General features: G+C 34.7%; 21 protein-coding genes. 4 read left to right on the forward strand and 17 right to left on the reverse strand.

Features of this window, described 5'->3' with window-relative positions; all coding sequences use genetic code 11:
• Nucleotides 1-65: 65 nt before the first annotated feature.
• The 3 genes from hprK to C7D97_RS02955 are packed head-to-tail and all read right to left on the reverse strand — an operon-like array spanning nucleotide 66 to nucleotide 4,725.
• Nucleotides 66-1,106 (reverse strand): HPr(Ser) kinase/phosphatase, encoded by a 1,041-nt coding sequence (hprK, locus tag C7D97_RS02945; protein ID WP_205408048.1) that lies wholly within the window; start codon nucleotides 1,104-1,106, stop codon nucleotides 66-68.
• 2 nt (nucleotides 1,107-1,108) lie between these two features.
• A complete protein-coding gene (gene uvrC, locus C7D97_RS02950; RefSeq protein ID WP_105300640.1) occupies nucleotides 1,109-2,959 on the reverse strand; it encodes an excinuclease ABC subunit UvrC in 1,851 nt (616 codons plus the stop codon).
• Nucleotides 2,956-4,725 (reverse strand): aminopeptidase P family protein, encoded by a 1,770-nt coding sequence (locus tag C7D97_RS02955; RefSeq protein WP_105300641.1) that lies wholly within the window; start codon nucleotides 4,723-4,725, stop codon nucleotides 2,956-2,958. Before C7D97_RS02955 ends, uvrC begins: the two co-directional genes overlap by 4 nt.
• A 196-nt stretch (nucleotides 4,726-4,921) precedes the next feature.
• Here C7D97_RS02955 and ychF point away from each other — a divergent pair, with 196 nt between their 5' ends.
• Nucleotides 4,922-6,019, forward strand: a complete 1,098-nt coding sequence (gene ychF / locus C7D97_RS02960; protein ID WP_105300642.1) for a redox-regulated ATPase YchF — start codon at nucleotides 4,922-4,924, stop codon at nucleotides 6,017-6,019.
• A 7-nt stretch (nucleotides 6,020-6,026) separates the two neighbouring features.
• Nucleotides 6,027-6,632, forward strand: a complete 606-nt coding sequence (locus C7D97_RS02965; RefSeq protein ID WP_105301848.1) for a thymidine kinase — start codon at nucleotides 6,027-6,029, stop codon at nucleotides 6,630-6,632.
• A 26-nt stretch (nucleotides 6,633-6,658) separates the two neighbouring features.
• Here the strand turns inward: C7D97_RS02965 and map are convergent, their stop codons facing one another.
• Together map and C7D97_RS02975 are read right to left on the reverse strand one after the other, a co-directional pair.
• On the reverse strand, nucleotides 6,659-7,477 hold the full coding sequence (map, locus tag C7D97_RS02970; RefSeq protein ID WP_105300643.1) for a type I methionyl aminopeptidase: 819 nt from the start codon (nucleotides 7,475-7,477) through the stop codon (nucleotides 6,659-6,661).
• Nucleotides 7,478-7,522: 45 nt separating this feature from the next.
• Entirely contained in the window at nucleotides 7,523-8,320 is a 798-nt protein-coding gene (locus C7D97_RS02975) for a nitroreductase family protein (RefSeq protein ID WP_105300644.1), read from the reverse strand.
• A gap of 76 nt (nucleotides 8,321-8,396) precedes the next feature.
• Here C7D97_RS02975 and C7D97_RS02980 point away from each other — a divergent pair, with 76 nt between their 5' ends.
• Nucleotides 8,397-10,190: an ATP-dependent helicase gene (locus tag C7D97_RS02980; RefSeq protein ID WP_105300645.1), complete on the forward strand. Its 1,794-nt coding sequence runs from the start codon at nucleotides 8,397-8,399 to the stop codon at nucleotides 10,188-10,190.
• On the opposite strand, the gene C7D97_RS02985 is transcribed toward C7D97_RS02980, so the two are convergent.
• Nucleotides 10,182-11,474: a bifunctional folylpolyglutamate synthase/dihydrofolate synthase gene (locus C7D97_RS02985; protein WP_105300646.1), complete on the reverse strand. Its 1,293-nt coding sequence runs from the start codon at nucleotides 11,472-11,474 to the stop codon at nucleotides 10,182-10,184. The two genes, C7D97_RS02980 and C7D97_RS02985, sit on opposite strands and share 9 nt — an antisense overlap.
• Before the next feature lie 95 nt (nucleotides 11,475-11,569).
• Nucleotides 11,570-12,073 carry a type 1 glutamine amidotransferase domain-containing protein gene (locus C7D97_RS02990; protein ID WP_105300647.1) on the reverse strand — a complete coding sequence of 168 codons (504 nt, stop codon included), beginning with the start codon at nucleotides 12,071-12,073 and terminating at the stop codon, nucleotides 11,570-11,572.
• 72 nt (nucleotides 12,074-12,145) lie between these two features.
• Here C7D97_RS02990 and C7D97_RS02995 point away from each other — a divergent pair, with 72 nt between their 5' ends.
• Entirely contained in the window at nucleotides 12,146-12,844 is a 699-nt protein-coding gene (locus C7D97_RS02995; protein ID WP_105300648.1) for a heparan-alpha-glucosaminide N-acetyltransferase domain-containing protein, read from the forward strand.
• 41 nt (nucleotides 12,845-12,885) lie between these two features.
• Here the strand turns inward: C7D97_RS02995 and C7D97_RS03000 are convergent, their stop codons facing one another.
• The 10 genes from C7D97_RS03000 to nifJ form a co-directional block, all read right to left on the reverse strand.
• Nucleotides 12,886-13,491, reverse strand: coding sequence for a DUF4230 domain-containing protein (locus C7D97_RS03000; protein WP_105300649.1), 606 nt, complete (start codon nucleotides 13,489-13,491; stop codon nucleotides 12,886-12,888).
• Nucleotides 13,492-13,506: 15 nt separating this feature from the next.
• Nucleotides 13,507-14,136 (reverse strand): tRNA (guanosine(46)-N7)-methyltransferase TrmB, encoded by a 630-nt coding sequence (trmB, locus tag C7D97_RS03005; RefSeq protein WP_105300650.1) that lies wholly within the window; start codon nucleotides 14,134-14,136, stop codon nucleotides 13,507-13,509.
• 12 nt (nucleotides 14,137-14,148) lie between these two features.
• On the reverse strand, nucleotides 14,149-15,042 hold the full coding sequence (locus tag C7D97_RS03010; protein ID WP_105300651.1) for a DegV family protein: 894 nt from the start codon (nucleotides 15,040-15,042) through the stop codon (nucleotides 14,149-14,151).
• A gap of 262 nt (nucleotides 15,043-15,304) precedes the next feature.
• Nucleotides 15,305-15,796 carry a GAF domain-containing protein gene (locus C7D97_RS03015; RefSeq protein ID WP_105300652.1) on the reverse strand — a complete coding sequence of 164 codons (492 nt, stop codon included), beginning with the start codon at nucleotides 15,794-15,796 and terminating at the stop codon, nucleotides 15,305-15,307.
• Nucleotides 15,796-16,146: a Spx/MgsR family RNA polymerase-binding regulatory protein gene (locus tag C7D97_RS03020; RefSeq protein WP_105300653.1), complete on the reverse strand. Its 351-nt coding sequence runs from the start codon at nucleotides 16,144-16,146 to the stop codon at nucleotides 15,796-15,798. Before C7D97_RS03020 ends, C7D97_RS03015 begins: the two co-directional genes overlap by 1 nt.
• Nucleotides 16,143-16,289, reverse strand: coding sequence for a hypothetical protein (locus tag C7D97_RS10485; protein WP_158679109.1), 147 nt, complete (start codon nucleotides 16,287-16,289; stop codon nucleotides 16,143-16,145). Before C7D97_RS10485 ends, C7D97_RS03020 begins: the two co-directional genes overlap by 4 nt.
• 258 nt (nucleotides 16,290-16,547) lie before the next feature.
• Nucleotides 16,548-17,702, reverse strand: coding sequence for an iron-containing alcohol dehydrogenase (locus C7D97_RS03025; RefSeq protein ID WP_105300654.1), 1,155 nt, complete (start codon nucleotides 17,700-17,702; stop codon nucleotides 16,548-16,550).
• A gap of 80 nt (nucleotides 17,703-17,782) precedes the next feature.
• Entirely contained in the window at nucleotides 17,783-18,667 is an 885-nt protein-coding gene (locus C7D97_RS03030) for a DegV family protein (RefSeq protein ID WP_105300655.1), read from the reverse strand.
• 143 nt (nucleotides 18,668-18,810) lie between these two features.
• Complete coding sequence (gene ilvA, locus C7D97_RS03035) at nucleotides 18,811-20,019, reverse strand: threonine ammonia-lyase (protein ID WP_105300656.1); 1,209 nt, start codon at nucleotides 20,017-20,019, stop codon at nucleotides 18,811-18,813.
• An 11-nt stretch (nucleotides 20,020-20,030) separates the two neighbouring features.
• Complete coding sequence (gene nifJ, locus C7D97_RS03040) at nucleotides 20,031-23,567, reverse strand: pyruvate:ferredoxin (flavodoxin) oxidoreductase (RefSeq protein ID WP_105300657.1); 3,537 nt, start codon at nucleotides 23,565-23,567, stop codon at nucleotides 20,031-20,033.
• Between the last annotated feature and the right edge of the window lie 41 nt (nucleotides 23,568-23,608).

Raw genomic sequence — 23,608 nt, forward strand, 5'->3', positions numbered from 1 at the left:
TTTTCTAAATTGTCCTAATCTTAACATTTACCTTAGTTATTATTCATGCTTTGTGGAAAATCAAATCAAAAATTATTATAATCCTCTATTATTGAATTGTTTACAGGATTATCCGGATCTCTACCTGCAGCTTGTCTAAATATATTGTCAGTCATAACCTTTGCAGCATTATATCCTAGATTTTTTTCCCTCTGATTCATTGCGGCAACTTCAACAATCATAGCAAGATTTCTTCCAGCCCTAACTGGTACTACTAGATGAGGAACTTTGACACCTAGAATCTCTATGAAGTGATCGTCTAGACCAAGCCTATCGTATTCGTAATCTTCCTTCCATTGTTCTAATTCTATTACCAAATCAATTCCTGTAGTTGTCTTTACAGAACCTGAACCATATAGCCTTCTTACATTAATTATTCCAAGCCCCCTTATTTCCATATAATGCCTTATGTTTTCTGGTGAAGTTCCAGAAAGTTTATTATTTACGGAAATGATGTCGACCATATCATCTGCTATAAGTCTGTGGCCTCTGTTTACAAGATCAAGGGCAGTTTCACTCTTTCCTACAGATGATTTTCCCATTATTAGGACTCCAACACCATATACTTCTAAAAGCTCCCCATGTACATTACTGGTTTTAGCTAGTTGGTATTCTAGTTCATCTGATAGCTTGGATATCAATCTTGTAGACTTTAGTGGAGATCTTAATAGAGTAACATCATAGTAGTCGCACAAATCCTCTATATCTTGATTGATTTCCTTGTCATAGGTAAAGATGACTGCTGGAATTTTATATGATAGGATTCCCCTAAATCTTTCATACTGCATCCTTGAATCTAGACTTGTCAGATAAGTGTATTCTACTGAACCAATCAATTGAAGCCTCTTGTGGGGAAATTTTTCTAGATATCCTGTAAGTTGAAGTCCGGGTCTATTAACTTCCGCACTTTCAAGCTCTATTTCTTCAAAATCACTTGACTTATGAACTATCTCTAGATTTAAGGTTTCTACAATTTTACTTAGTTTAACAGTCTTATCATCTATTCCGCTTGTAATTTCTTTGTCTATGTGTTCGCTAAAATCGCTTATACTTGTACTATTTGCCATATCTATCCTTTCAGTCTAAAGTATTTGTATATTTCTAAGGCCTGGACTTTTCCTACCAAGTCAACTTCCATTAACTCTTCAACACTTGCCTTTTTTATATTTGAAATAGTCCCAAAATGCTTGTATAGATTTTTCCTAGTCTTTTCGCCAACTCCTTTTATATTATCAAGCTCTGACGTCTTCATTGTATTTTGCATCAGCTTTCTATGATAGTTAATTGCAAATCTATGAGCCTCTTCTTGGATTTCATAGATAAGCTTATAGACAGGATCTCTCCTGTTTATGGCGATTTCTTCGTTGTTGTAGACTATAGCCCTTGTAGTATGCTTATCATCCTTTACAAGTCCTGCAACTTCTATAGATAGCCCCAAGCTATCTATAACTTCTTTTGCTATGGAAACTTGTCCCTTTCCTCCATCCATCAAAATCAAATCAGGTAGGGATCCAAATCCAGTTTGAGTATTCCCCTTTTCTTTCTCCTCTAAGCCTCTTTTTAGCCTTCTCGTAAGAACTTCTCTATGGGAAGCATAATCATCGCTACCTACAACAGTCTTTATCTTAAACTTCCTATATTCTTTGGGAATTGGAATCCCTCCCTCAAAGACCACCATCGATCCAACCGAAAGGACTCCCGAAGTATTGGATATATCATAACATTCAAGTCTAAATACATCTTTGAGATTAAGTATATCCATGAGCTGATTTATACCAGAAGATTTTTTCCTTTCTTTTCTTTCAACCCTTTTATCATACTTAATCCTCATATCAAGAGCGTTACGGCTTGCCATATCAACTAGTTCTTTTTTCTTTCCGAGTTTTGGATTGTGAATATTAACCTTGGATTTTTTCTTTCTAGATAAGAACTCGCTAATAGAGTCAAGATCATCTGGCATATATTGAACTAGAATTTCTTTAGGGACATACATTATATCTAGGTAAAACTGTTTGATGAAGGAAGACATAATGTCTGAATCAGTTTCCATAAAATCATTTTTGATTATGAAGTGTTCCCTATCGACGATTTTACCCATACGCATAAAGAAAACCTGGATAATAATAGAATTCATTCCCTTACTCATGGCTATGATATCTAGGTCATCTCCACCAGTTTCTGTAACGTTCTGTCTTTCAGAAATCACAGATAAGGCCCTATAATAGTCCCTGTATTTCGCAGCCATCTCGAAATTTAATTCCTTGCTTGACTCTTCCATCTTAGCTAAGACCCAATTCGGGATTTTCTCTGATTTATTCTCTAAAAACTTCACAACGTCGTCTATATGATCTAAGTATCTTTCCTCATCTTCCTTGTCTATACAAGGTCCTTTGCACTTATGGATGAAATAATTTAGACAGGGCCTATCAAGCCTTGCCCCTTTATCGAAGTTTAGATTGCAAGTTCTAAAAGGATAATATAGGTGAAATAAGTCGATAGCATCGTTTACCGCATAAGCGTCAGGAAAGGGTCCGAAGTATCGTCCCCCATCCTTTACAACTTGCCTAACCTTTTTTATTCTAGGATATTTCTCCTTACAGATTTTAATATAAGGATATTGCTTATCATCTCTTAGAACTATGTTATATCTAGGTCTGTTTTTTTTGATTAAATTGCTCTCAAGAACTAAGGCTTCTACCTCATTTTGAACAATAATATATTCGAAATGGTCGATATTTTTGACCATGGCAAGGACCTTAGCCCCCTTGTTTTTATTATTGTCAAAGTATTGGCGTACTCTTCTTTTTAGGGAAATGGCCTTGCCTACATAAATAATTTCATTTTCGGCATTTCTCATTATATAAACGCCAGGTAGGTCTGGAAGTTCTTTTAACTTATCTTTAATCTGTTTTTTCGTCAAATTGCTTTACAACTCTCTTTCAAATATTCTAATTCCGCACCTTCAAGATATGGACTTAACTTTTCAAAACAGGTCTTGTTATATTCGTTTAACCAATCAATCTCGTCTCTGTTTAGCATTTCAGTCTTAATTGGTCGTATATCTATTGGAACATATGTTAAACTTTCAAATTGATTAAACTTTCCAAATTCATTTTCCATGGCTCTTTTTACGTAAGCCTCATTTTCAATTCTTATTCCATGAGAATTTTCTATATAAAGACCTGGTTCGATTGATGTAGTCATGTTTTCAACAAACTCGCTATCATCTCTTTCTGAAATTCTTTGTGGACCCTCATGTACAGTAAGTACAAAGCCTACCCCGTGGCCTGTTCCATGGAAGAAGTCCTTTCCTGCATGCCATAAAGGATATTTTGCTATAGCATCTAGTCTCTGACCGTTAATCTTATCCTTAAACCTTGCCAAAAATAGGCTTAAGAATGATTTTAAAACTAGGGTATAATCAGTTTTTTCCTGATCGGTAAGCCTTCCTAGTGCTACAGTTCTTGTGATATCTGTAGTTCCTTCTTTATAGTGGGCACCAGAATCAACTAAGATCATCCCCTCATTTTTGATTGTCTTAGATCCTGTAGCCTGTGGCGCATAGTGAACTATAGCTGCATTTTCCCTATAACCTGCTATTGTTTCGAAGGAATCTTCAATGTAGGATTCATCTTCCTTTCTTAAGTCTTGGAGTTTCTTGCTTGCCAAAAGCTCATTTAAATTTCCAGTCTTTGCCCCAACTTCAAGCCAAGCGAAAAACTTAGTCAAGGCAATACCGTCTTTAATATAGGCCTTTTTGATATTTTCTATTTCGACATCAGTTTTTATTGCCTTCATATCAGTTGTTATATTTGTGCCGAGGCTTACCTTAACATTAGAATTTATGCTATCATATATAGCAACATTTGTTCTTTCAGGATCGAGAAAGATTCTATTCTTACCTGGTATATTATTTAATAGCTTAAAGATAGATTCATAGGCATATAATTTAACACCATTATCTTCAAGATAATCTCTAACTTCTCCAGGAATTTTTTCTTCATCTATGCACAAATATGCTTCATCTTTCGATATTAAAGAATATGACAAAAGAACAGGATTGTAATCAATATCGTTACCTCTAATATTTAAAAAATAGCAAATATCTTCAGGTGATCCTATAAATGTATAATCATAACCATTGTCTGCCATTATATTTCTAAGACGAAGAAGCTTTTCAGAGATACTTTCACCTGCATATTTATCTTCCATAAGCCAAGCTTTATCTTTTCTTAAGCCTGGTCTATCAGTCCAGATTTGGGAGATGTAATCAACATCAGAGATTAAAATCCTTGCACCCATACTTTCGCTTAGGTCCTTGTAGGCTTTTACTGAGAAGTTTTCGCCATCAAAGGCTATCTTTCCAAATTCTCCTATATTTTCATCTAAGTATTCGATTAGATTAGGAACACCTTCTACTCCCATTTTCATCAATTTATACTCAGAATGTTTAAGTTCCTTAGCAGCTTGTAGGAAATACCTGCTATCAGTCCATAAAAGTGCCTCATCCATAGTTATAAGAGCTGTTCCAGCTGATCCTGTAAAGCCTGATATAAATTCACGAGTCCTGTAATAATCAGATAAATATTCTGACTGGTGCGGATCAGAAGTTGGAACTATATAAGCATCTATATTTCTTTCTCTCATTAGATTTCTAAGTTTTTCTAATCGTTCGTTGATATTCATTTTTTTCTCCTTAAAATCTTTTAGTAATCATCTAAATATATTATACTAATAATAATCTCTTTACATAATTAATTTCAAAAAAGAGATTAAACAAGCGACTGTTTACGATAAGCCATCCTATATTCTGATTGATATTTCTCTTAAAACAATTATAATATAATCATTGCAAAAATAAAAAAGTGGATGGAGTGATTAAATGAAATTAGGAATAGTAGGCTTGCCTAATGTTGGAAAATCAACATTATTCAACGCCATTACCAAAGCAGGTGCTCTTATTGCCAACTATCCATTTGCGACTATAGATCCAAATGTTGGTCTTGTAAATGTGCCTGATCAAAGACTAGAAGTTCTATCAGAAATGAGCTCTAGCAAAAAGATAGTTCCAGCAGTTGTAGAGTTTTATGATATAGCAGGACTAGTAAAGGGTGCTTCCAAGGGTGAAGGACTTGGAAATAAGTTCTTATCTAATATTAGAGAAACAGAAGCAATAGTTGAAGTCTTAAGATGCTTTGACGACGCTAATGTAACCCACGTAGATGGATCAGTTGACCCATTAAGAGATATTGAAACTATAAATCTTGAATTGATTTTCTCTGATCTTGAACTAGTATATAAGGTCTTAGAGAAAAAGAAAAAGGTCGCAAGAAGTGATAAAAGCGTAAGAAGTGAAGTTGAGCTTCTAGAAAGAATCAAGGAAGTTCTAGAAGAAGGCAAATCCGCAAGAATATTAGACTTAAATGAAGAAGAAAATAAAATGCTCAGAGCTTATCAGCTTCTTTCTACCAAACCAATCATATATGTATGTAATGTAAACGAAGAAGACGCTGCAAATGATGGTGAGGGAAATCCTTATGTAGATAAGGTTCGCGAGTTTGCCAAAAGCGAAGGAGCTGAAGTTTCTGTAGTTTCTGCTAAAATTGAGCAAGAAATTTCCGAAATCGAAGATGAAGAAGAAAGAGCGGAGTTCTTAGCTATGCTTGGCCTTGAAGAATCTGGTACAGATAAGGTAATCAAGGATTCATATAAGACACTAAACCTAATGTCCTTTTTGACAACTGGAGAAATGGAAACAAGAGCTTGGACTATCACAAATGGAACAAAGGCAGTAGATGCTGCTGGTAAAATCCACTCTGATATATCAAGGGGATTTATCAAGGCAGAAATAGTCTCATATGAAGACTTAGTAGAATCCGGTTCAATCCATAAGGCACAAGAAAAGGGTCTATTAAGGCAAGAAGGAAAAGATTACATCATGCAAGATGGAGATGTAGTCAACTTTAAGTTTAATGTATAGGGATACTATGAAAAAGCAAGGAAGATTAATAGTCCACACAGGCTCCATGTTTTCAGGAAAAACTACCTCTCTTTGGAGAGAGCTTTATAGGATGAGGATAGCGAATTATAAAATCGTAGCCTTTAAACCATCGATTGATAACAGAGATGACGAGAGGAAAATTGTAAGCCACGATAACCTAGAATTGGACGCTCATAAGGTCGAAAACCTAAAAGAAATCTTAACATACGCTAAAAATAACGATATAGATTGTATAGGAATTGATGAATTACAATTCTTCCCTAATAATCCAAGTGAAGTTATAGATATATTTAACGAACTAATGGCGATGAAGATAACTATAGTTGTATCAGGACTTGATATGGACTATAAGACCCAACCGTTTGAGATTATTAAAGAAATCATGCCTATAGCTGACGAGCTAGTAAAGCACCACGCAATTTGCGCTTCATGTGGTGAAGATGCTTGGGCCTCTTACAGAAAGACCACGGATGAATCTCGTATCCAAATTGGTTCAAAAGACTTATACGAGCCCTTGTGCAGATCTTGTTATAACAAAAAAATGAAAGAAAAAGAAAAATACAAAAACCAAATATCTTTAGAAGATATGTAAAAGCACGGCCCTATGCCGTGCTTTTCCTATATATTATTTCTTTTCTTATAAGATTCTATAAAGTCCAGGTCCTCTTCTGTTAACTTGTACTTATCTTGATCAGTTATTATTTCTGGACCGTCTTCATGGATTATTAGTTGGTGTTCGAATTGTGAACATTTGGACCCATCTCTTGTTCTCGCTGTCCAACCGTTATCGTCAACTTTCATCTTCCAATCACCAGCTGCAATCATTGGCTCAATAGTAAATACCATGCCAGCTTCGATTCTAGGTCCTCTTCCTGCCTTGCCGTAGTGGGGAACTTGTGGATCTTCGTGCATTTCCTTGCCTATTCCGTGACCTATAAAATCTCTTATAACAGAAAATCCATTTTCATCTTCAACATATTCTTGAATAGCAGCTCCGATATCTCCTATTCTATTTCCAACAACAGCAGCCTCTATTCCTCTTTTTAGACATTCTAGATCCACGTCGACTAATCTTTGATCTTCTTCACTCATCTTTCCAATTGTATAAGTCCAGCAAGAATCAGCAAGACCGCCATCAAGGTCTATTACATTATCTATTGAAACAATATCTCCTTCTTGTAGGACATAGTCTGTTGGGTAGCCGTGGCATATTTCATCATTTACTGAAATACATAGGGTAAATGGAAAACCACCATAACCTAATTGGGCAGGGATTGCCCTTTTGTGTTTTGTAATAAACTCATTGGCAAATTTATCAAGGTCAAGAGTCGTTATTCCTTCTCTAATAACTTCTCTTATAGCTAAATGAGTTTGGCAGAGAATTTCTGCTGCAGCTCTCATCTTTTCAAAATCTTTTTCTGTATATAATCTTATCAATTCTAACTCCTTCATTAAAATAAGGACGCTTGAGCGCCCATTATTCTATAAATTCTTACTTGCGATATAGGTATATTCCTTCCCATCAACAACTGGTTTGATGTCCCACTTGCTATTAGATGAAATTGTCTTTCCTAATTCGTCAATATAATACATTATTATACCAGCATCTATTAAATTTACATTGCCTGCATAGTCTTTGATATAGATTGAAAGTTTATCATCTTCTATTAGGAATCTCCATGGTTGGGAATTGTATGCTGATGGAGCATATTTCGCATAATCGAAGATACTATTAAGGCCTCTTTGCTCAAGATCCTCATCACTTGCAGGATTTTCAAAGCTATCTATATATACCAAGTCTGAGTTTGCAAGTCTGTCGTAGTACTTGTGCTCTCTTACTGTATCATCTATTGGATAGCCGATGGCTAAAAGTATTGAAACATCACCTTCTGTATAGTTGAAGGCAGATTTTTTGATATCTTCTTCTACCTCACTTACTGTAATCCAGCAATTGCCAAGCTTAAGTTCATTTAATTTAGTGATGAGCTCTTCTGTTGCGTAAGCGGCCTTGACATAGGTCTCTTTTTTGTCATTTAGGGTATTCAAAGCAATATAGCTTGGTGCCTTGATCATAACTCCCTTGTAGCCTGCTAGACCCTGGAGTTTTTGATAGACTTCATCACCATCTGTTAATAGTAAGAATTTGATGTCTTCTTTTCCATGTTCTGCAGCAGAAGCTTCCATTTCCTTATTTAATTCTTCTACTACTTTGCTTGATAAATTATCTTCTTTAAAGTCTCTAGTTGATGTTCTTGATTTCAAAAAATTTTGTGTAAGCATTATTTCCCCCATCTATTTTTTCTTCTTCTTATATTTTAACATATATTTAAAGAAATTAATATGATAAAATATAGATATGAAACTAACTAGCCAACAAAATTTAGCCTTAAGGCACAAAGATGGTCCGATTTTGGTCCTTGCTGGCCCTGGAGCAGGAAAAACCACCATGCTTTTGGAAAGAATTAAATTCTTATCAGGAACAGTTGATCCAAAGCATATCCTTACCATAACCTTCTCTAAATCCCAGGCCCTAGATATGAAGGATAGATACAATTCATCTGATGCAAATTTTATGACCATTCACGCCTTTTGCTATCTCATTATTAGAAATTATCTCAAACAAAATAATAGAAATCTAAGATTATTGGAATCAGATGACCTTTATAATAAATATGATTTAATAGGTAAGATTTATTTTAAGATTAATAATAAAAAAATATCAAAAGAAGATCTCAGTGAATTTTTTAGATTAACTTCTTATATGAAAAATGCCATGATAGATGATACTTATCTAGAAGACACCAAGGTCAAAAACTGTCTTCAAATCTATAGGGCTTACGAGAATTTTAAAATAAGAAATTACTATATAGATTTCGACGATATGCAAGTTATGGCCCTTAGGTTAATTGAAAATGACCCTAGGCTTTTAAATTCTATTAGAAAAAAATATAGATATATACAAGTAGACGAAGGCCAAGATACTTCTCTAATTCAATTTAAAATTATAGAAAAAATCGCAGCTCCCTTAAATAACTTGATGATAGTAGCAGATGATGACCAGTCTATATACTCATTTAGAGCTGCAGATGTATCCTACTTACTCAATTTAAAAAGCAAATACCCAAATTTAAAAATCATAGAGATGACAGAAAATCACAGGTCTTCAAACAATATCGTAAATTTATCCAAGGCCTTTATTGATATCAATAAGAATCGTTATCTTAAAGATTTGTTCACTAAAAACGATTTTCAAGGAATTATTTCCATAAAAAGTCTAAGAAACGTCAGGGACCAATACAAATTTATTATTGATAATATAAAAAAAGGAGAAAAAAACGCAATTTTATTTAGGAATAATATCCAAGCAGTAAATATTATTTCTTTTCTAATGGAAGATGATATCGACTTTTCTATTAATATTTCTAGTCTCGACTTCTTTGAGTCAAGAATTATAGATGATTTATTTAATATTATTGAATTTTCTGATGATTTTGATAGACTCGACCTTTTTTGCGAGATTTATTATAAGATAGGGACTTTTCTTAAGAAAAAAGAAGTAGATAGGCTATCCTTTAAGTCTATTAATAAAAATGTCTTTGAAGCTCTCTATGAAACGGACCTAGAAGATTACAAGATAGAAACCCTAGTCCAAAAGGAAAAACAATTAAAACATATAAGAAAGCTAAGTCTTGATAAGAAGATATCCTATATCTATAAATATATGGACTACAAGTCCTATATATCAAATTTCAGTAAGAAGTACAGAGAAGAAGTCGTAAATAAAGATCTCTTCGTTGAATCAATGGTTAATTTTACAAAAAATTTAAAGACTATAGAAGACTTTTATAACAAGAAAGACAAGCTAGAAAAGAAGCTCTCATCTTCTAATTCTGACTTGATCCTTTCAAGCATCCATAAGTCTAAGGGCTTGGAATATGATAATGTCTTTGTAATCAACATGGTAAAAAACGAGTTTCCTATAATTGTAGATAATGAAGACATAGAAAAGAAAATCGAGGAAGAAAGGCGAGTAATGTATGTTGCAATGACCAGAGCTAAGAAGAATCTCCATATTCTATCAATAAAAAAGAGAGGATCAGAAAAACTTAGCCCCTCTATGTTCTTTACTCAAATCAAAGATTTACTCTAGGCTCCCTTTTAAGGAGCTTTTTTCGTGTTTTAATATATCTCCCACCAAATATAAGGAACCACACCAAATAACCAAGTCGTCTTCACTCGCTGTTTTTTTGGAGTACTCATAAGCTTCTATTGGATCTTTGATCTCTATTGACCTTTTTGCTTTATCCTTTACTAAGCTATAAAGTTCATCAGTGTCAAAGGCTCTAGGATTATCTTTTATTCCTGTAACTATGATTTCATCAGCGATTTTAGCCAAGGAGTTAATTACATAATCATAATCCTTATCCTTCAATATGGAAAATCCTACGATAAGCTTTCTATATTTGTAAGAAGATATGGAATCAATCAAGGCATCTATGGCTTCTCTATTATGAGATCCGTCGACTAAAACTCTTGGATTCTTATTTATAAGTTCAAGCCTGCCAGGATTTCTCGTAGTTAATAAGCCTTCATAAATATCTTTTTCACAGATAGAAAACTCATCTTTTAGGAAATCCAAAGTTATAAGAGCTGTTACCGCATTATATATCTGATGGATTCCAACAAGTCTTGTCCTAATATTCTTATAAGACCTAAAAGAAAACTCATTGTAATCAGGTCCTGTCTTTATAATTTCTACCTCTGTCTTATCAAAAGTATGGATCCTGCTTTCTGTATTTCGTGCTTTTTCTATAAAAACTTCCTCTACAGCACCCTCCTTAGGATATAGAAAAACTTCTGACTTATCTTTTATAATTCCCGCCTTGTTTTGGGCTATTTCTTCTAGGCTATCTCCTAGGATTTGGATGTGATCTTTTGAGATAGTGGTAATGACACAGGCTATCGGATTTTTTATGATATTGGTTGAATCAAGACTTCCTCCTAGTCCAACTTCTACCACAGCGACATCTACCTTTTTTTCATAGAAATAAATATACATTATAGCAGTCAAGACTTCAAAATAAGAATTGTGGAGGCCTTTTTCATCTAGTTCTTCCAAAGGCTTCTTCAACCTATCAATAATTTCTGCAAAATCCTCATCACTTATATCAACTCCAGAAATTGATATAGCTTCATTTATCTTGGTCATATATGGCGAAGTAAATAGGCCGACCGTATTTTTCATTGAAAGTGTATTGGCGATCATATTGGCAGTAGATCCCTTGCCATTAGTTCCTCCAATATGTATTACTTTTATCTTATCTTGAGGGTTATCAAAATATTCTAAGAGACTTTTTATTTTCTCTAAACTATGACCCCCGTTTGTACTTCCCCTATTTAATATAAATTCGTAGTATTGATCAAAATTTTCCATTACTCCCTCCATTTTCATATTATAATTAATATTGAGTTTTATGGCAAGAGAAAACCCCTAGTCTTCTTTCGAAGATTTCGGGGCTTATCCTAAAACTATTTAATTGCTTCAACAAATGCCTTTACGTGGGCTGGTAGATCTTCAGGAGATCTGCTTGTAATTACCTTATTATCTATAACTACTTCCCTATCCTCCCATTTTGCTCCAGCATTTATTATATCATTTTTGATAGTAGGAGTTGATGTCGCCTTTATTCCATCCAAAAGTCCTGCATCAGCAACAACCCATGGACCGTGGCATACAGCAGCGATTGGCTTGCCATTTTCGTGAACTTTTTTAACAAAATCAATAGTAGCCTCGTGCTGTCTCATTCCATCTGGTGAGTAGCCACCTGGTATATATACTCCATCGAATTCATTTGGATCAGCTTCCTTGCTTGAGATGTCTGATTTCACTTTGTATCCAGACTTAGATGGATACTCTACATCTTTCTCGCTTCCTACAAGGACAACGTCGAAATCCTCTCTTAGTCTGTGGTATGGATATATTAATTCACTTTCTTCAAATAGTGATTCTACTAGTAATGCTATTTTTTTCATATAAACTCCTTTCACTTCTATCAACTTATTACATTACTACCCTTTGTGGTATAATTTAAACAAGGAGTTTATATGAAGAGAAATTATTATTTGGATAGCTTTAGAGGATTTACTATTATATCGATGGTCCTTTTCCACCTCGCCTATAATATTAATTACTATAGACCCATAGGCTGGTATGACGGAACTACATTCAATAGAATACGGCAGCTATCAATAGCTATATCGTTTTTTTTAATCTCGGGATTTACATCAAGCCTTCTTCCATATGATAAGAATATCAAAAGAGGTATAAAGACTTCGATGCTAGGCTTTGCTATTACCCTAAGTACTTATATTTTTGCAAAGGATCAACTAATTGTATGGGGAGTCCTAAACGGATTGGGCCTTTCTATGATTGTTTCAGGACTTATCCAAAGATTTTGGAAGATCCCTCCATACTTTGCTATTATTTTTATCCTAATTTTTATAGGAACTTATAATGTTCCAAGAGCTTCCTTGACTGGCTTTAAATTATTTGATGATTTATATGAAAATAATATCTTTATATTAGGTTTTCCTTCATCAAGCTTTACTTCAACAGATTATTTTCCTTTAATACCTTGGATTTTCGCTTATCTTACTGGCCTAAGTGCAGGGAATTATCGTAACAATAAGAATTTAGTCAAGGGAAATGATAATATCCTCGCAAAGATAGGAAGACTTTCAATGCCAATTTACCTGGCCCATCAAATAATACTTTATCCTTTAGTAAGTTTTTTCTTAAGCTAAAAATCCGCTAGCTATCTTAAGCTTGATAGCTAGCGGATTTTTTAATTTACTTTAACTGTATATTCGTTTTTAATTAAAGGGTTGATATTCAATATTTCTATAATAGCATCCTTGCTCTTATCACTAGCTTCTTCCAAAAATCCTTTTTCTAAGAGTTCTTGTTCAGTCTTTTTCATTTCATTTTTTCGAAATTCTGAGAAATCTTTTATCTTTAGTTGGTTAAAGATAGATTCCTCCTCATCAAAGATCGTAAGAGAGTCCTCATCTATCTGATGAGCTAAGATTTTGGCTTTAGGTAAGGATATATTTATAGATTTCTTCTCGTCGTTTATATCAACCTTAGCCTTATCTAAATCTATTCCCGCACTGATTTCTCCATCATAAGATATGATAAATTTCTTGGTAGTGAAAGGAATTTTAATTCCATAGAATTCATTGTCATTTTCAAATGATCCTACATTTGTGTATCTGTATTTTAATGTAGTAAGCTCCTTTACGCTAACCAGTTGTTCTTTTACAATATCGCTAGTTACTCCTTCCTTACTTCTGAATACTCCTGCCTTCATCCCAAAGAAATACGAAACAAAGATCAGAAAAACCAGAATAAGAATTCCACTCGCTAATTTTTTTGTTTTTTTAGTTTTCATAGCTATTCTCCCATGCTAATTTTTAAATTTAGCAGCTACAAAATATATAGGCATAGATCTTTGTCTAAACTTTTTCTCATATTCTGTAACAACTGATTTATTAATATCTAGATTTCTGTCAACTTTTTCTATTGCCATACCAAAGTCTTCAAAGTATTCTAAGCTTCCATCAAAGAAATCTTCATTATCAGTCTTTAGCTCAAGATCTGCTCCATCAGATATTATTTTCTTATATCTATCTAGAAATCTCTTGTGAGATAATCTTCTCTTATGATGGCGTTTTTTAGGCCACGGAGTAGAGAAATTGAGATAAATTTTATCAATTTCACCCTTCTCAAAGAATTCTTCAAGGTTTTCGGCATTTCCAATTATACCTCTGACATTTTTCATATCTTCATCTAACATCTTTCTGCTAGCTACAACAAAGGCATTTGTATTCATCTCTAAGGCTATATAGTTTATATCCTTATGTAAATTTGCCATTTGTGTGACAAAGTCTCCCTTACCAGCACCAATTTCTAGGTGGATAGGATTATCATTGCCAAAAATTTCCTTCCATTTTCCCTTATTTACGCTCGCATCAAAATATATTTTATTATTTTCCCTCATCTCAGGAATTGCATTCGGCTTGTGTCTTAGTCTCATCCATCCTCCTAACTATCTTCCCTTTTCTTTACCCCAAAATACTACAGCTAGAGTACCTGGTCCCGTATGAGAACCTATTATAGTTCCAAATTGATAAATTTCAATATCCTTCCTTATCTTAGGGAAATTTTCTAATAGTTTCTCCTTAAGGGCTACGGCTCCTTCATAGTCATGAGAATGTATAATCAAACATTCATTATCATAGTCCTTACCGTCGTCAGCTAAAGTCAACATCTTTTTTAGAAGTACCTTAATAGCTCGTTTTTTAGTTCTTACCTTATCTCTTACTATTAACTCACCAAACCTATTAACTTCCATAACTGGGCAGATATTTAGCATATTGCCTACAGCTCCCTTGGTCTTGGATATTCTTCCACCCCTAATATAGTAGGTTAAATCAGAGCTAAGAAACCGTCCATTAACCCTATCTCTATTTTTTATCACCCGGTCATTAATTTCTTCGATACTTTTTTCTTGATCTCTCATTTTTGCCATTTCTTTTACTAGAAATAGCTGGGCAGCAGAAGCGTTAAGTGAATCTATTACATATATTTTTCTTTCTGGATATTTCTCTAAAAGTTCATCTTTAGCAATTAGAGCGTTATTATATTCTCCAGTTATCCCTGAAGATAGGCAAAGGTGAATTACATCCTTACCTTTTTCTAAAAATTGCTCAAAATAATTGAGATATTCAAAAACATTTATTTGACTAGTAGTTGGGTAAGATCCTGCAATCATTTTTTCATAAAAATCGCTAATGTTGGTACTCTCTCCTAGATCATCCAAATAATCTCTTCCATCTATCTGATAATGAAACGGAATCCATTTTACATCTAACCTTTCAAAGAGTTCTTCTGTAATATCGACAGAAGATGTTGCGCTAATTATATAGCTAGCATGTGTCATACAAACCTCTCTTTTCATTTAAAAGTATATTAGTAATATTATATAAGTTTTTTTATTTAATTCTATGTAGCTTAACGACTATTATACTTAAAATAGAAAAAAATATAAGCCCTTGTTCATATTTAACAGTCAAGTCCATAATATAAAATTTTATAAAATTATAATTATATGATACAAAAAGCTGCTAGCAAGAACACGTAATCTTAACAATTTACCAGTTTAATTATCCGAGTGCTCCTGTGCTAACAGCTGTTCTTTATCCCTATAAATAAATTCTGTTTTCTAATATTTGACCAATCTCTCTAAATTTCTCTATCTCCAATTCAGTGAAGCGAGCTGGCTTTGGTGAGTCAAGGTCTATTAAACAAACTAGGTCTTCTTCATTAAATATTGGAATTACAAGCTCAGATTTGGAATTACTATCACAAACTATGTGGTCTTTAAATTCCGCCACATCATCAACCTTAACTATTTCTCTATCTCTATAAGCCTTGGCACAAACTCCCTTATCAAAGGAAAGCCTAGTGCAAGCTGGAAGTCCTTGAAATGGTCCAAGTATTAATCCTTCATCTCTTGCTATATAAAATCCTGCCCAATTTAAATCCCTGACATATGCCTTGATAAAGGCTGAAATATTCGCCATTAAGGCTATTGGGTCATCTTCATCAGATACTTGAATTCTTATAAAGTTTATAAGTTCATCAAGACACTTATCATCATCAAGCTCTGCTATTCTATTTAGATCTATATTCATTATAAAGTCTCTACATATTTTTTGACATCAGGACCAACCAGAATCTTACCATCATCAGTAAAAAGAATTGGTCTTTTGACAATCATTCCATCTGTTGCTAGAAGGTCATACTTTTCATCTAAAGTCATCTCCTTTAGCTTATCTTTTAAATTCTCTTCTCTGTAAATTTTTCCAGATGTATTGAAGAATCTCTTAATGTCATAGTCTGTTTTTTCATGCCATGATTTTAGTTCATCCCTTGTAGGATTATCATCTTTAATATCTCTTAATTCATAGGAAATATTCTTATCATCTAGCATTTTCTCAACGCCTTTACATGTTGTACATCTTTTATAGCAAATTAATTTCATTTATTTTCTCCTTTCAAATAATCATAGGCAAGGCTTGCCATAGTAGTAGGACCATAGACAATTGAATCTTCATTGGAAATAGTCTTGTCATTATTTCGCGGATATACTTCATCTGATTCTACCTTGCAGCTAACGATAAGCATCGAGGCCGGTACAAGTCATGCTATATTTTAAAAGTCATCACTTGCCGTAACCGCTTCACACTTATCAACTAAGTTTATATCCTTTATTTTATTCTCTAACTTCCTCCCGTACTCTTATAGGTCCTTATAGAAGTCCATCTCGCCTATATATTATACAATAAGGAAAGAGAGATGCTTAACTCATATTAATATCAATGGAAACTATCTATATCACAGTTATAGTTATCCATACTTTAAATTAAGCATCCCTATTGTTTTCTAGAAGTCTACCTTTTCTCCATAGAAGCTAGCCTTATAGATTTTTTTGATATCAGTAGCTGAAGTTTCCCTTGGATTTGTCAATGTACATGCATCCTTAAAGGCATTTTCACTCATTTTATCTAGATGCTTAAGGAAATCTTCCTCACTAATTACTGTATTTTCTCCTTCTTTTATATTAGGAGCAATGCCAACTTTTTTATTTAATTTTCTAATTTCTTCTGCTATATCATCAATACCTAAAATCTCTTCAAGCTTTTTATACTTATCACAAGATTTTCTATTGTAATCAATTATATATGGTAACATAATTGCATTGGCCTCACCGTGGGTTAGGTGGAAAACTCCTCCAATCTTGTGGGCCATAGAATGAACTATACCCAAAGAAGCATTTGTAAAGGCCATTCCTGCTATGGTTGATGCAGTATGCATCTTCTCACGTGCGTCCATATCATCACCCTTATCGTAAGCATTTTTAAGATTCTCAAACACTAATTCAATAGCTCTAATGGCATATGGGTCGGTAAAATCATCAGCACTTGTTGAAACAAAAGCTTCCACGGCATGAGTCATAACATCCATTCCAGTAGCAGCTGTTACCTTCTGTGGCATTTTGGAAGGTATTCTTGTATCTAATATTGCAACTTCAGGCACGAAATCTGGGTGAACGAGCGGATATTTTATTTCATTTTCTGTATCAGTTATTACAGAAAAAGCTGTGATCTCTGAAGCCGTTCCAGATGTTGATGGTATACATATAAGTTTGGCTTTATTCTTAAGAGGTGGATTATCAAACTCAGCAAGCTTTGTAAAGTCATATCCCGGATATTCATAGAAAACCCACATTGCCTTCGCTGCATCCATAGCAGATCCTCCACCGATTGCAATTATCCAATCTGGTTCGAATTCTTCCATTCTCTTGCCACCTTCAAGGCAAGTTTTAACTGATGGATCTGGTTCCACACCATCTATTATGTCGACTTCAATTCCTGCTTTTTCTAGTTGCGATTTTGCTTCATCCAAAAATCCAAATTTCTTCATGGAAGATCCACCAGTTACAAGAACTGCTTTCTTGCCATCAATAGTTGATAGGTATTCTAGGGCATCTTCTCCATGAATAATTGTGTTTGGTACTGAAAATGTTTTGTAGGTCATATTGCCTCCTTGTATTTGTTAATTATTTATCTAAGATTATTATACAAGTTTTAGCTTTGAGGACAAGCGTTTTCTCATGCTTATCCTAATCTTTTTTCTCCCCAATAGAACATAGTAATAGTTCCAGGACCAATGTGGCTACCAATAGTAGGGCCAATTTCAAATATATCTACAGAAGATATTTTCTTAAACCTATCTTCCATCATTTCCTTCAATTCCTCGGCTGCCTTTTTATTGTTAGCGTGACTTATGAATAATTTATCATTGTAATTAAGGCCTCCGATAGCATTTTTCTCCATCCTATCTACTAAGGTTTTGAGAAGTTTTTTCTTTGTTCTTATCTTTTGAGTTACCTGCATGTATCCCTCATCATCAATTTCGATTAGAGGACAAATTTTTAGGAGATTACCTATATTTGCAGCAGTCTTTGAGATCCTCCCACCTCTAGCAACGTACTCTAGATTTTCATTGCTAGTATAGCTAATGACATTAAGGGAGTTTTCTTCTGCCCATTTATATAAATCTTCTATGCTCATACCTTCATTTTTAAGTATAACTAGTTTATCTACTAGAAGACCCACACCAGAAGAAGCCATTCTTGAATCTATAGGATAGATCTTTCTTTCGGGATATTTCTCCTTGAGTATATCAACTGCTTGAACAAGACAAGAGTATTGGGTGGTAAGACCCGAAGATAAACAAACATGGATAATATCCATATCTTTTTTTAGGATTTCTTCAAAGTAATCTAAGTAAGCTTGGGTATTAATGGCTGCGGTACTTGGAGCAGCTCCTTCTTCCATATTTCTATAGAATTCTTCCATATCCAAACTTTGGCCAAAATCATCTAAGTATATTTCTCCATTAAGTTCGTAATTTGATTTTATAAAACTTACGCCGAGCTCTTTCACATAGTCGGCAGATAAATCCATTATAGATTCAGAACTAATAATATAATCTGACATAAATCCTCCTTCTGAAATCTAACAATTAATTATATTCTACCATAATCAAGGTAAATCTGAAATAAAAATCTTATCATCTGTGAATAATAGGTAAAGAAAAAGATGCACGAAAGTATTCCGTGCACCATATTTCTTTACCTAATCTATTTGTCTCGTCTTATATGACTTTCTTCATAACCAGCATCTGCTAAAGCTTGATATACTTGATTTCTGTGATCTATATTGTAAGTTTCTGCTATTATTCTTACTACAGCATGGTCAAATCCAACTGTTTCAGCTGATTTGAATTGGTCGATATCCTTGATATTTGCACCCAAATCCTTGATTATGGTAAGTAATCTGATTAATTCACCTGGTTTATCGGAGATTGTTGTGGTAATTTCTGTAAGTCTTCCAGTTTTAAATAGACCGGAGTTAATGATTTGGTAGATTGTGTTAACGTTAATATTACCACCAGAAAGAACTGCACAGACTTTTCCATCAGAGAAATCATATTTGTTTGAAAGAACTGCTGCGACAGATGAAGCTCCTGCTCCTTCTGCACTTACCTTACTTTCTTCTAGAAGTCTTAGAATGGCGTTGGTTATTTCATCTTCTGAAACTGTTACTATTTCATCGACATATTTTTCGCATAGGTCGAAGGTAATCTCGCCTGGTTTTTTGACAGCTATACCATCAGCCATAGTGTTTGCAGAATCTAAAGTTACGATTTTACCAGCTTTCCTTGAAGCAAGCATTGAAGCTGCTGTTTCTGGTTCTACACCGATAATCTTTACATCTGGTCTTAGGGATTTTACAGCTAGGGCTATTCCTGAAATTAGTCCACCTCCACCTATTGGTACTACGATGTATTTTACATCAGGAAGTTGATCTAAGATTTCAAGACCTATTGTTCCTTGGCCTGATAGTACATATTCATCATCAAAAGGTGCAACGTAGGTTAGATCTCTTTCTTTTTGAAGCTCATAAGCCTTAGCTTGTGCATCATCAAAGGTTCCATCTACTATGATAACTTCACCGCCGTAGCCTCTAGTCGCTTCGATTTTAGAAAGAGGTGCAATTGATGGAATACAGATATATGATTTGATTCCTTGTCTTGTTGCTGATAGGGCCACACCTTGGGCATGGTTTCCAGCTGAGCAAGATATTACTCCTTTTTTCTTTTGCTCATCTGTAAGATGGGCTATCTTGTTGAAGGCTCCTCTTAGTTTAAAGGAACCTGTTTTTTGTAAGTTTTCCATCTTGATATATAGGTTCTCACCCATTCTAGATGCTGTATAAATTGGAGTCTTTTCAATATTGCCATTAAGAATTTCTCTTGCTTCTTTAATCATTTCTAAATTTGCTGTCATAACTACCTCTTTTATTTTCCTTGCGCCATTTTCTTGTAAGATTCTAATCTTTCACGTGCTGCTTCTTCTGCTTCTGCATATAGTTGGTCTGCACTTTCAGGGAAGGCCTTCTTAAGTGATGCGTAACGAACTTCACCTTGAAGGAATTCTTGGAAGGATTCTTCTGGATCTTTTGAATCTAGAATAAATGGATTCTTTCCTTCTGTTGCTAAAAGTGGATTGAATCTCCATAGGTGCCAGTAACCTGAAGCAACTGCTTCTTTTTCTCTTCTTTGGGTCTTGCCCATTCCAGCCTTGATACCGTGGTTGATACATGGAGCGTAAGCAATGATTAATGATGGACCTGGGTAAGCCTCAGCTTCCTTGATTGCCTTAAGAGTTTGAGCTTGATTTGCTCCCATTGCTACTTGAGCAACATATACATAACCATAGGTTGTCATCATTAGACCGAGGTCTTTTTTACGTACTTTTTTACCAGATGCGGCAAATTTGGCAACTGCAGCAAGTGGGGTTGCCTTTGAAGATTGACCGCCTGTATTAGAGTAAACTTCTGTATCGAATACTATGATATTGATATCTTCTCCACTTGCTAGGACATGATCTACTCCAGAAAAACCTATATCGTAAGCCCAACCGTCACCACCGAATATCCATTGGCTCTTCTTAACCATATAGTCCTTAAGTGCTTTTACTCTCTCAACGATTCTCTTAGCTTCTGGATCGTCAATTTGGTTTCCTAAAAGTGATTCTATCTTAATTGCAGCTTTCTTGCTTGACTCAAAGTCGTTGTTATTTTCTAACCATTCATTAAAAGCATCATTTAATGGACTTTGTACATGTAGGCCTAGGAATTTCTTCATTAAATTTTCTAGGGCGAGTTTGTTAGCCTTGCTTGCAAGAAGCATTCCGTAACCGTATTCTGCTGCATCTTCGAATAATGATGATGCCCAAGCAGGACCTTCTCCCTTGTTGTTTGTACAATATGGCATTGATGGAACTGATGATCCCCAAATTGACGAACATCCTGTAGCGTTTGATATAAGTTGATGGTCACCATATAGTTGGGTAATTAGCTTAGCGTAAGGTGTTTCACCACAACCTGCACATGCTCCAGAAAATTCTAGTAGTGGTCTTGAGAATTGTGAATTCTTTACATTGTTAGCTTCGATTTCGTCGTCTTTGTAGCCTACTTTATTGTGAGCATATTCCCAATTGTCTGCTTGCTTATCTATTTGCTCATCGATTGGCTTCATCTCAAGGGCCTTGGTAGGAGCTGGACATACATCTACACAGTTACCACATCCCATGCAGTCATATGGAGATACTTGAATTCTAAATTCATATCCTTCTAGTCCTTTACCTATAGCTTTCTTTGTTTCAAAGCCTTCTGGTGCATTTGCCTTAGCTTCTTCATCTAATAAGAATGGTCTAATGGTTGCGTGAGGACAAACAAATGAACATAGGTTACATTGGATACAATTATCTATTTTCCATTCTGGTACGAATAAGGCGATACCTCTCTTTTCATATTGGCTTGTGCCTGCCATATATTGACCATCATCATATGGAAGGTAGGCTGATACGGGAAGATCATCTTCGTGAAGATTTATGATTGGTTTAACCATATTTCTAATGAAATCTGGCTCATCAGAATTATCTTCTGCTGCCTCAACCTTAAGATTCTTCCAACTTTCTGGAACTTCTACCTTAGATAATTCTTCTCTAGTCCTATCAACTGCCTTATTGTTCATATCGACAATATCTTGACCCTTCATTCCGTATGAAGATTGTATAGATTCCTTTAGATAATCTATAGCATCATCAATTGGTAGAACTTTTGATAGGATAAAGAAGGCTGTTTGGATTACCATGTTTGTCCTGTGGCCTAGTCCAACTTCTAGGGCAATTTTTGAAGCATTTACCGTGTAGAATTGGATATTTCTTTCTGCTATATCTTTTTTCATAGCTTCTGGCATATGCTCTTCTAATTCTTCCATATTCCATATTGTATTTAGGAGGAAGATTCCACCGTCTTTTAGGTTTTTAGTTAATTCATATTGCTTAACATAGGCTTGAGGTGAGCATGATACAAAGTCTGCTTCATCTATTAAATATGCTGCATGGATTGGATTTGGTGAGAAACGTAAGTGAGATAGGGTTAGACCATTACTCTTTTTCGCATCATAGTCGAAATATCCTTGGGCAAACATGTCTGTGTTATCACCTATAATCTTGATAGCGTTTTTATTAGCACCGACAGTACCATCACCACCATTACCCCAGAAGATACATCTATTTGTCTTACCATCATCTATTACGAAGCTCTTATCAACGTCAAGTGATGTATGCATTACATCATCATCAATACCAACTGTAAAGTGATTCTTTGCGTCTTCTTCTGCTAGATTGTCAAATACAGCCTTGATATGAGCTGGGTTTGTATCCTTTTGACCAAGACCGAAACGACCACCGATAATCTTTGGATTTCTATCAGAATTAGCAAATACTTCTACTACATCTAGGTATAAAGGCTCGCCAACAGATCCTTTTTCTTTTGTTCTATCTAAAACAGCTATTCTTTCAACAGTTTCTGGTATTGTTTTTAGTAAGTGTTCACCAGAAAATGGTCTATAAAGATGAACTTTAACTAATCCTACTTTTCTACCTTCTTCGTTTAATCTGTCAACTGTTTGATTGATTGTATCTGTACCAGAACCCATTGCCACAATAATATCAGTAGCCTCTGGATCACCTACGTAGTTGAACAATGAATAGTCTGTGCCGATTTTTTCGTTAATCTTATCCATGTATTCTTCAACTATAGCTGGTAGTCTATCATAAGCTTCATTTTGTGCTTCTGTTCTTTGGAAATATCCTCCCTTTTCAAATACGCCACGCATGGTTGGCCTATGTGGAGATAGGGAATCGTTTTTAAAGGCGTCAATAGCATCGTAATCAACCATGTCTTCAAATTGATCATAGTCCCAAACTTCGATTTTTTGAATCTCATGGCTTGTCCTAAATCCATCAAAGAAGTTTACGAAAGGAATCCTTGCCTTAATTGCAGCTAGGTGGGCAACAGGAGATAAGTCCATAATCTCTTGAACAGATCCTGATGCTAGCATTGCAAAACCTGTTTGTCTACCTGCCATAACGTCTTGGTGGTCTCCATACATGTTAATTGTACAAGTAGAAATAGAACGAGCTGCCACGTGAAATACTGCTGGAAGTCTCTCACCAGCCATTTTAAACATATCTGGAATCATTAGGAGGAATCCTTGGCTTGCTGTATATGTAGATGTTAAAGCACCTGCTGCTAAAGATCCGTGAACTGCTCCAGCAGCTCCTGCTTCGTGTTGCATCTCTGTTACTGAAACTTCATTACCGAAAAGGTTTTTTCTACCTTGAGCAGCCCACTTGTCAATAAATTCAGGCATTGGTGAAGATGGTGTTATTGGATAAATTGCGCTAACATCAGAAAATGCATAAGATACGTGAGCTGCTGCAGTATTTCCATCCATTGTTTTCTTTTTTCTTGTAATTGTCATTGTCTCTCCTTATGTAATACGTTAAAGAAATATATAAGCGG

The organism is Anaerococcus marasmi (genome assembly GCF_900290195.1).
Lineage (GTDB): Bacteria > Bacillota > Clostridia > Tissierellales > Peptoniphilaceae > Anaerococcus > Anaerococcus marasmi.

Coding starts and splice junctions, on each gene's coding strand:
- ilvA (WP_105300656.1), bottom strand. CDS start 20,019: ATGACAGCAAATTTAGAAATGATTAAAGAAGCAAGAGAAATTCTTAAT.
- C7D97_RS03020 (WP_105300653.1), bottom strand. CDS start 16,146: ATGAAATTAATTTGCTATAAAAGATGTACAACATGTAAAGGCGTTGAG.
- C7D97_RS03030 (WP_105300655.1), bottom strand. CDS start 18,667: ATGTCAGATTATATTATTAGTTCTGAATCTATAATGGATTTATCTGCC.
- C7D97_RS02985 (WP_105300646.1), bottom strand. CDS start 11,474: ATGGAAAATTTTGATCAATACTACGAATTTATATTAAATAGGGGAAGT.
- C7D97_RS02990 (WP_105300647.1), bottom strand. CDS start 12,073: ATGAAAAAAATAGCATTACTAGTAGAATCACTATTTGAAGAAAGTGAA.
- C7D97_RS03010 (WP_105300651.1), bottom strand. CDS start 15,042: ATGACACATGCTAGCTATATAATTAGCGCAACATCTTCTGTCGATATT.
- C7D97_RS03015 (WP_105300652.1), bottom strand. CDS start 15,796: ATGAATATAGATCTAAATAGAATAGCAGAGCTTGATGATGATAAGTGT.
- C7D97_RS10485 (WP_158679109.1), bottom strand. CDS start 16,289: ATGCTTATCGTTAGCTGCAAGGTAGAATCAGATGAAGTATATCCGCGA.
- C7D97_RS02980 (WP_105300645.1), top strand. CDS start 8,397: ATGAAACTAACTAGCCAACAAAATTTAGCCTTAAGGCACAAAGATGGT.
- C7D97_RS02955 (WP_105300641.1), bottom strand. CDS start 4,725: ATGAATATCAACGAACGATTAGAAAAACTTAGAAATCTAATGAGAGAA.
- nifJ (WP_105300657.1), bottom strand. CDS start 23,567: ATGACAATTACAAGAAAAAAGAAAACAATGGATGGAAATACTGCAGCA.
- C7D97_RS02995 (WP_105300648.1), top strand. CDS start 12,146: ATGAAGAGAAATTATTATTTGGATAGCTTTAGAGGATTTACTATTATA.
- C7D97_RS02965 (WP_105301848.1), top strand. CDS start 6,027: ATGAAAAAGCAAGGAAGATTAATAGTCCACACAGGCTCCATGTTTTCA.
- C7D97_RS02975 (WP_105300644.1), bottom strand. CDS start 8,320: ATGCTTACACAAAATTTTTTGAAATCAAGAACATCAACTAGAGACTTT.
- C7D97_RS03000 (WP_105300649.1), bottom strand. CDS start 13,491: ATGAAAACTAAAAAAACAAAAAAATTAGCGAGTGGAATTCTTATTCTG.
- ychF (WP_105300642.1), top strand. CDS start 4,922: ATGAAATTAGGAATAGTAGGCTTGCCTAATGTTGGAAAATCAACATTA.
- C7D97_RS03025 (WP_105300654.1), bottom strand. CDS start 17,702: ATGACCTACAAAACATTTTCAGTACCAAACACAATTATTCATGGAGAA.
- trmB (WP_105300650.1), bottom strand. CDS start 14,136: ATGAGACTAAGACACAAGCCGAATGCAATTCCTGAGATGAGGGAAAAT.
- hprK (WP_205408048.1), bottom strand. CDS start 1,106: ATGGCAAATAGTACAAGTATAAGCGATTTTAGCGAACACATAGACAAA.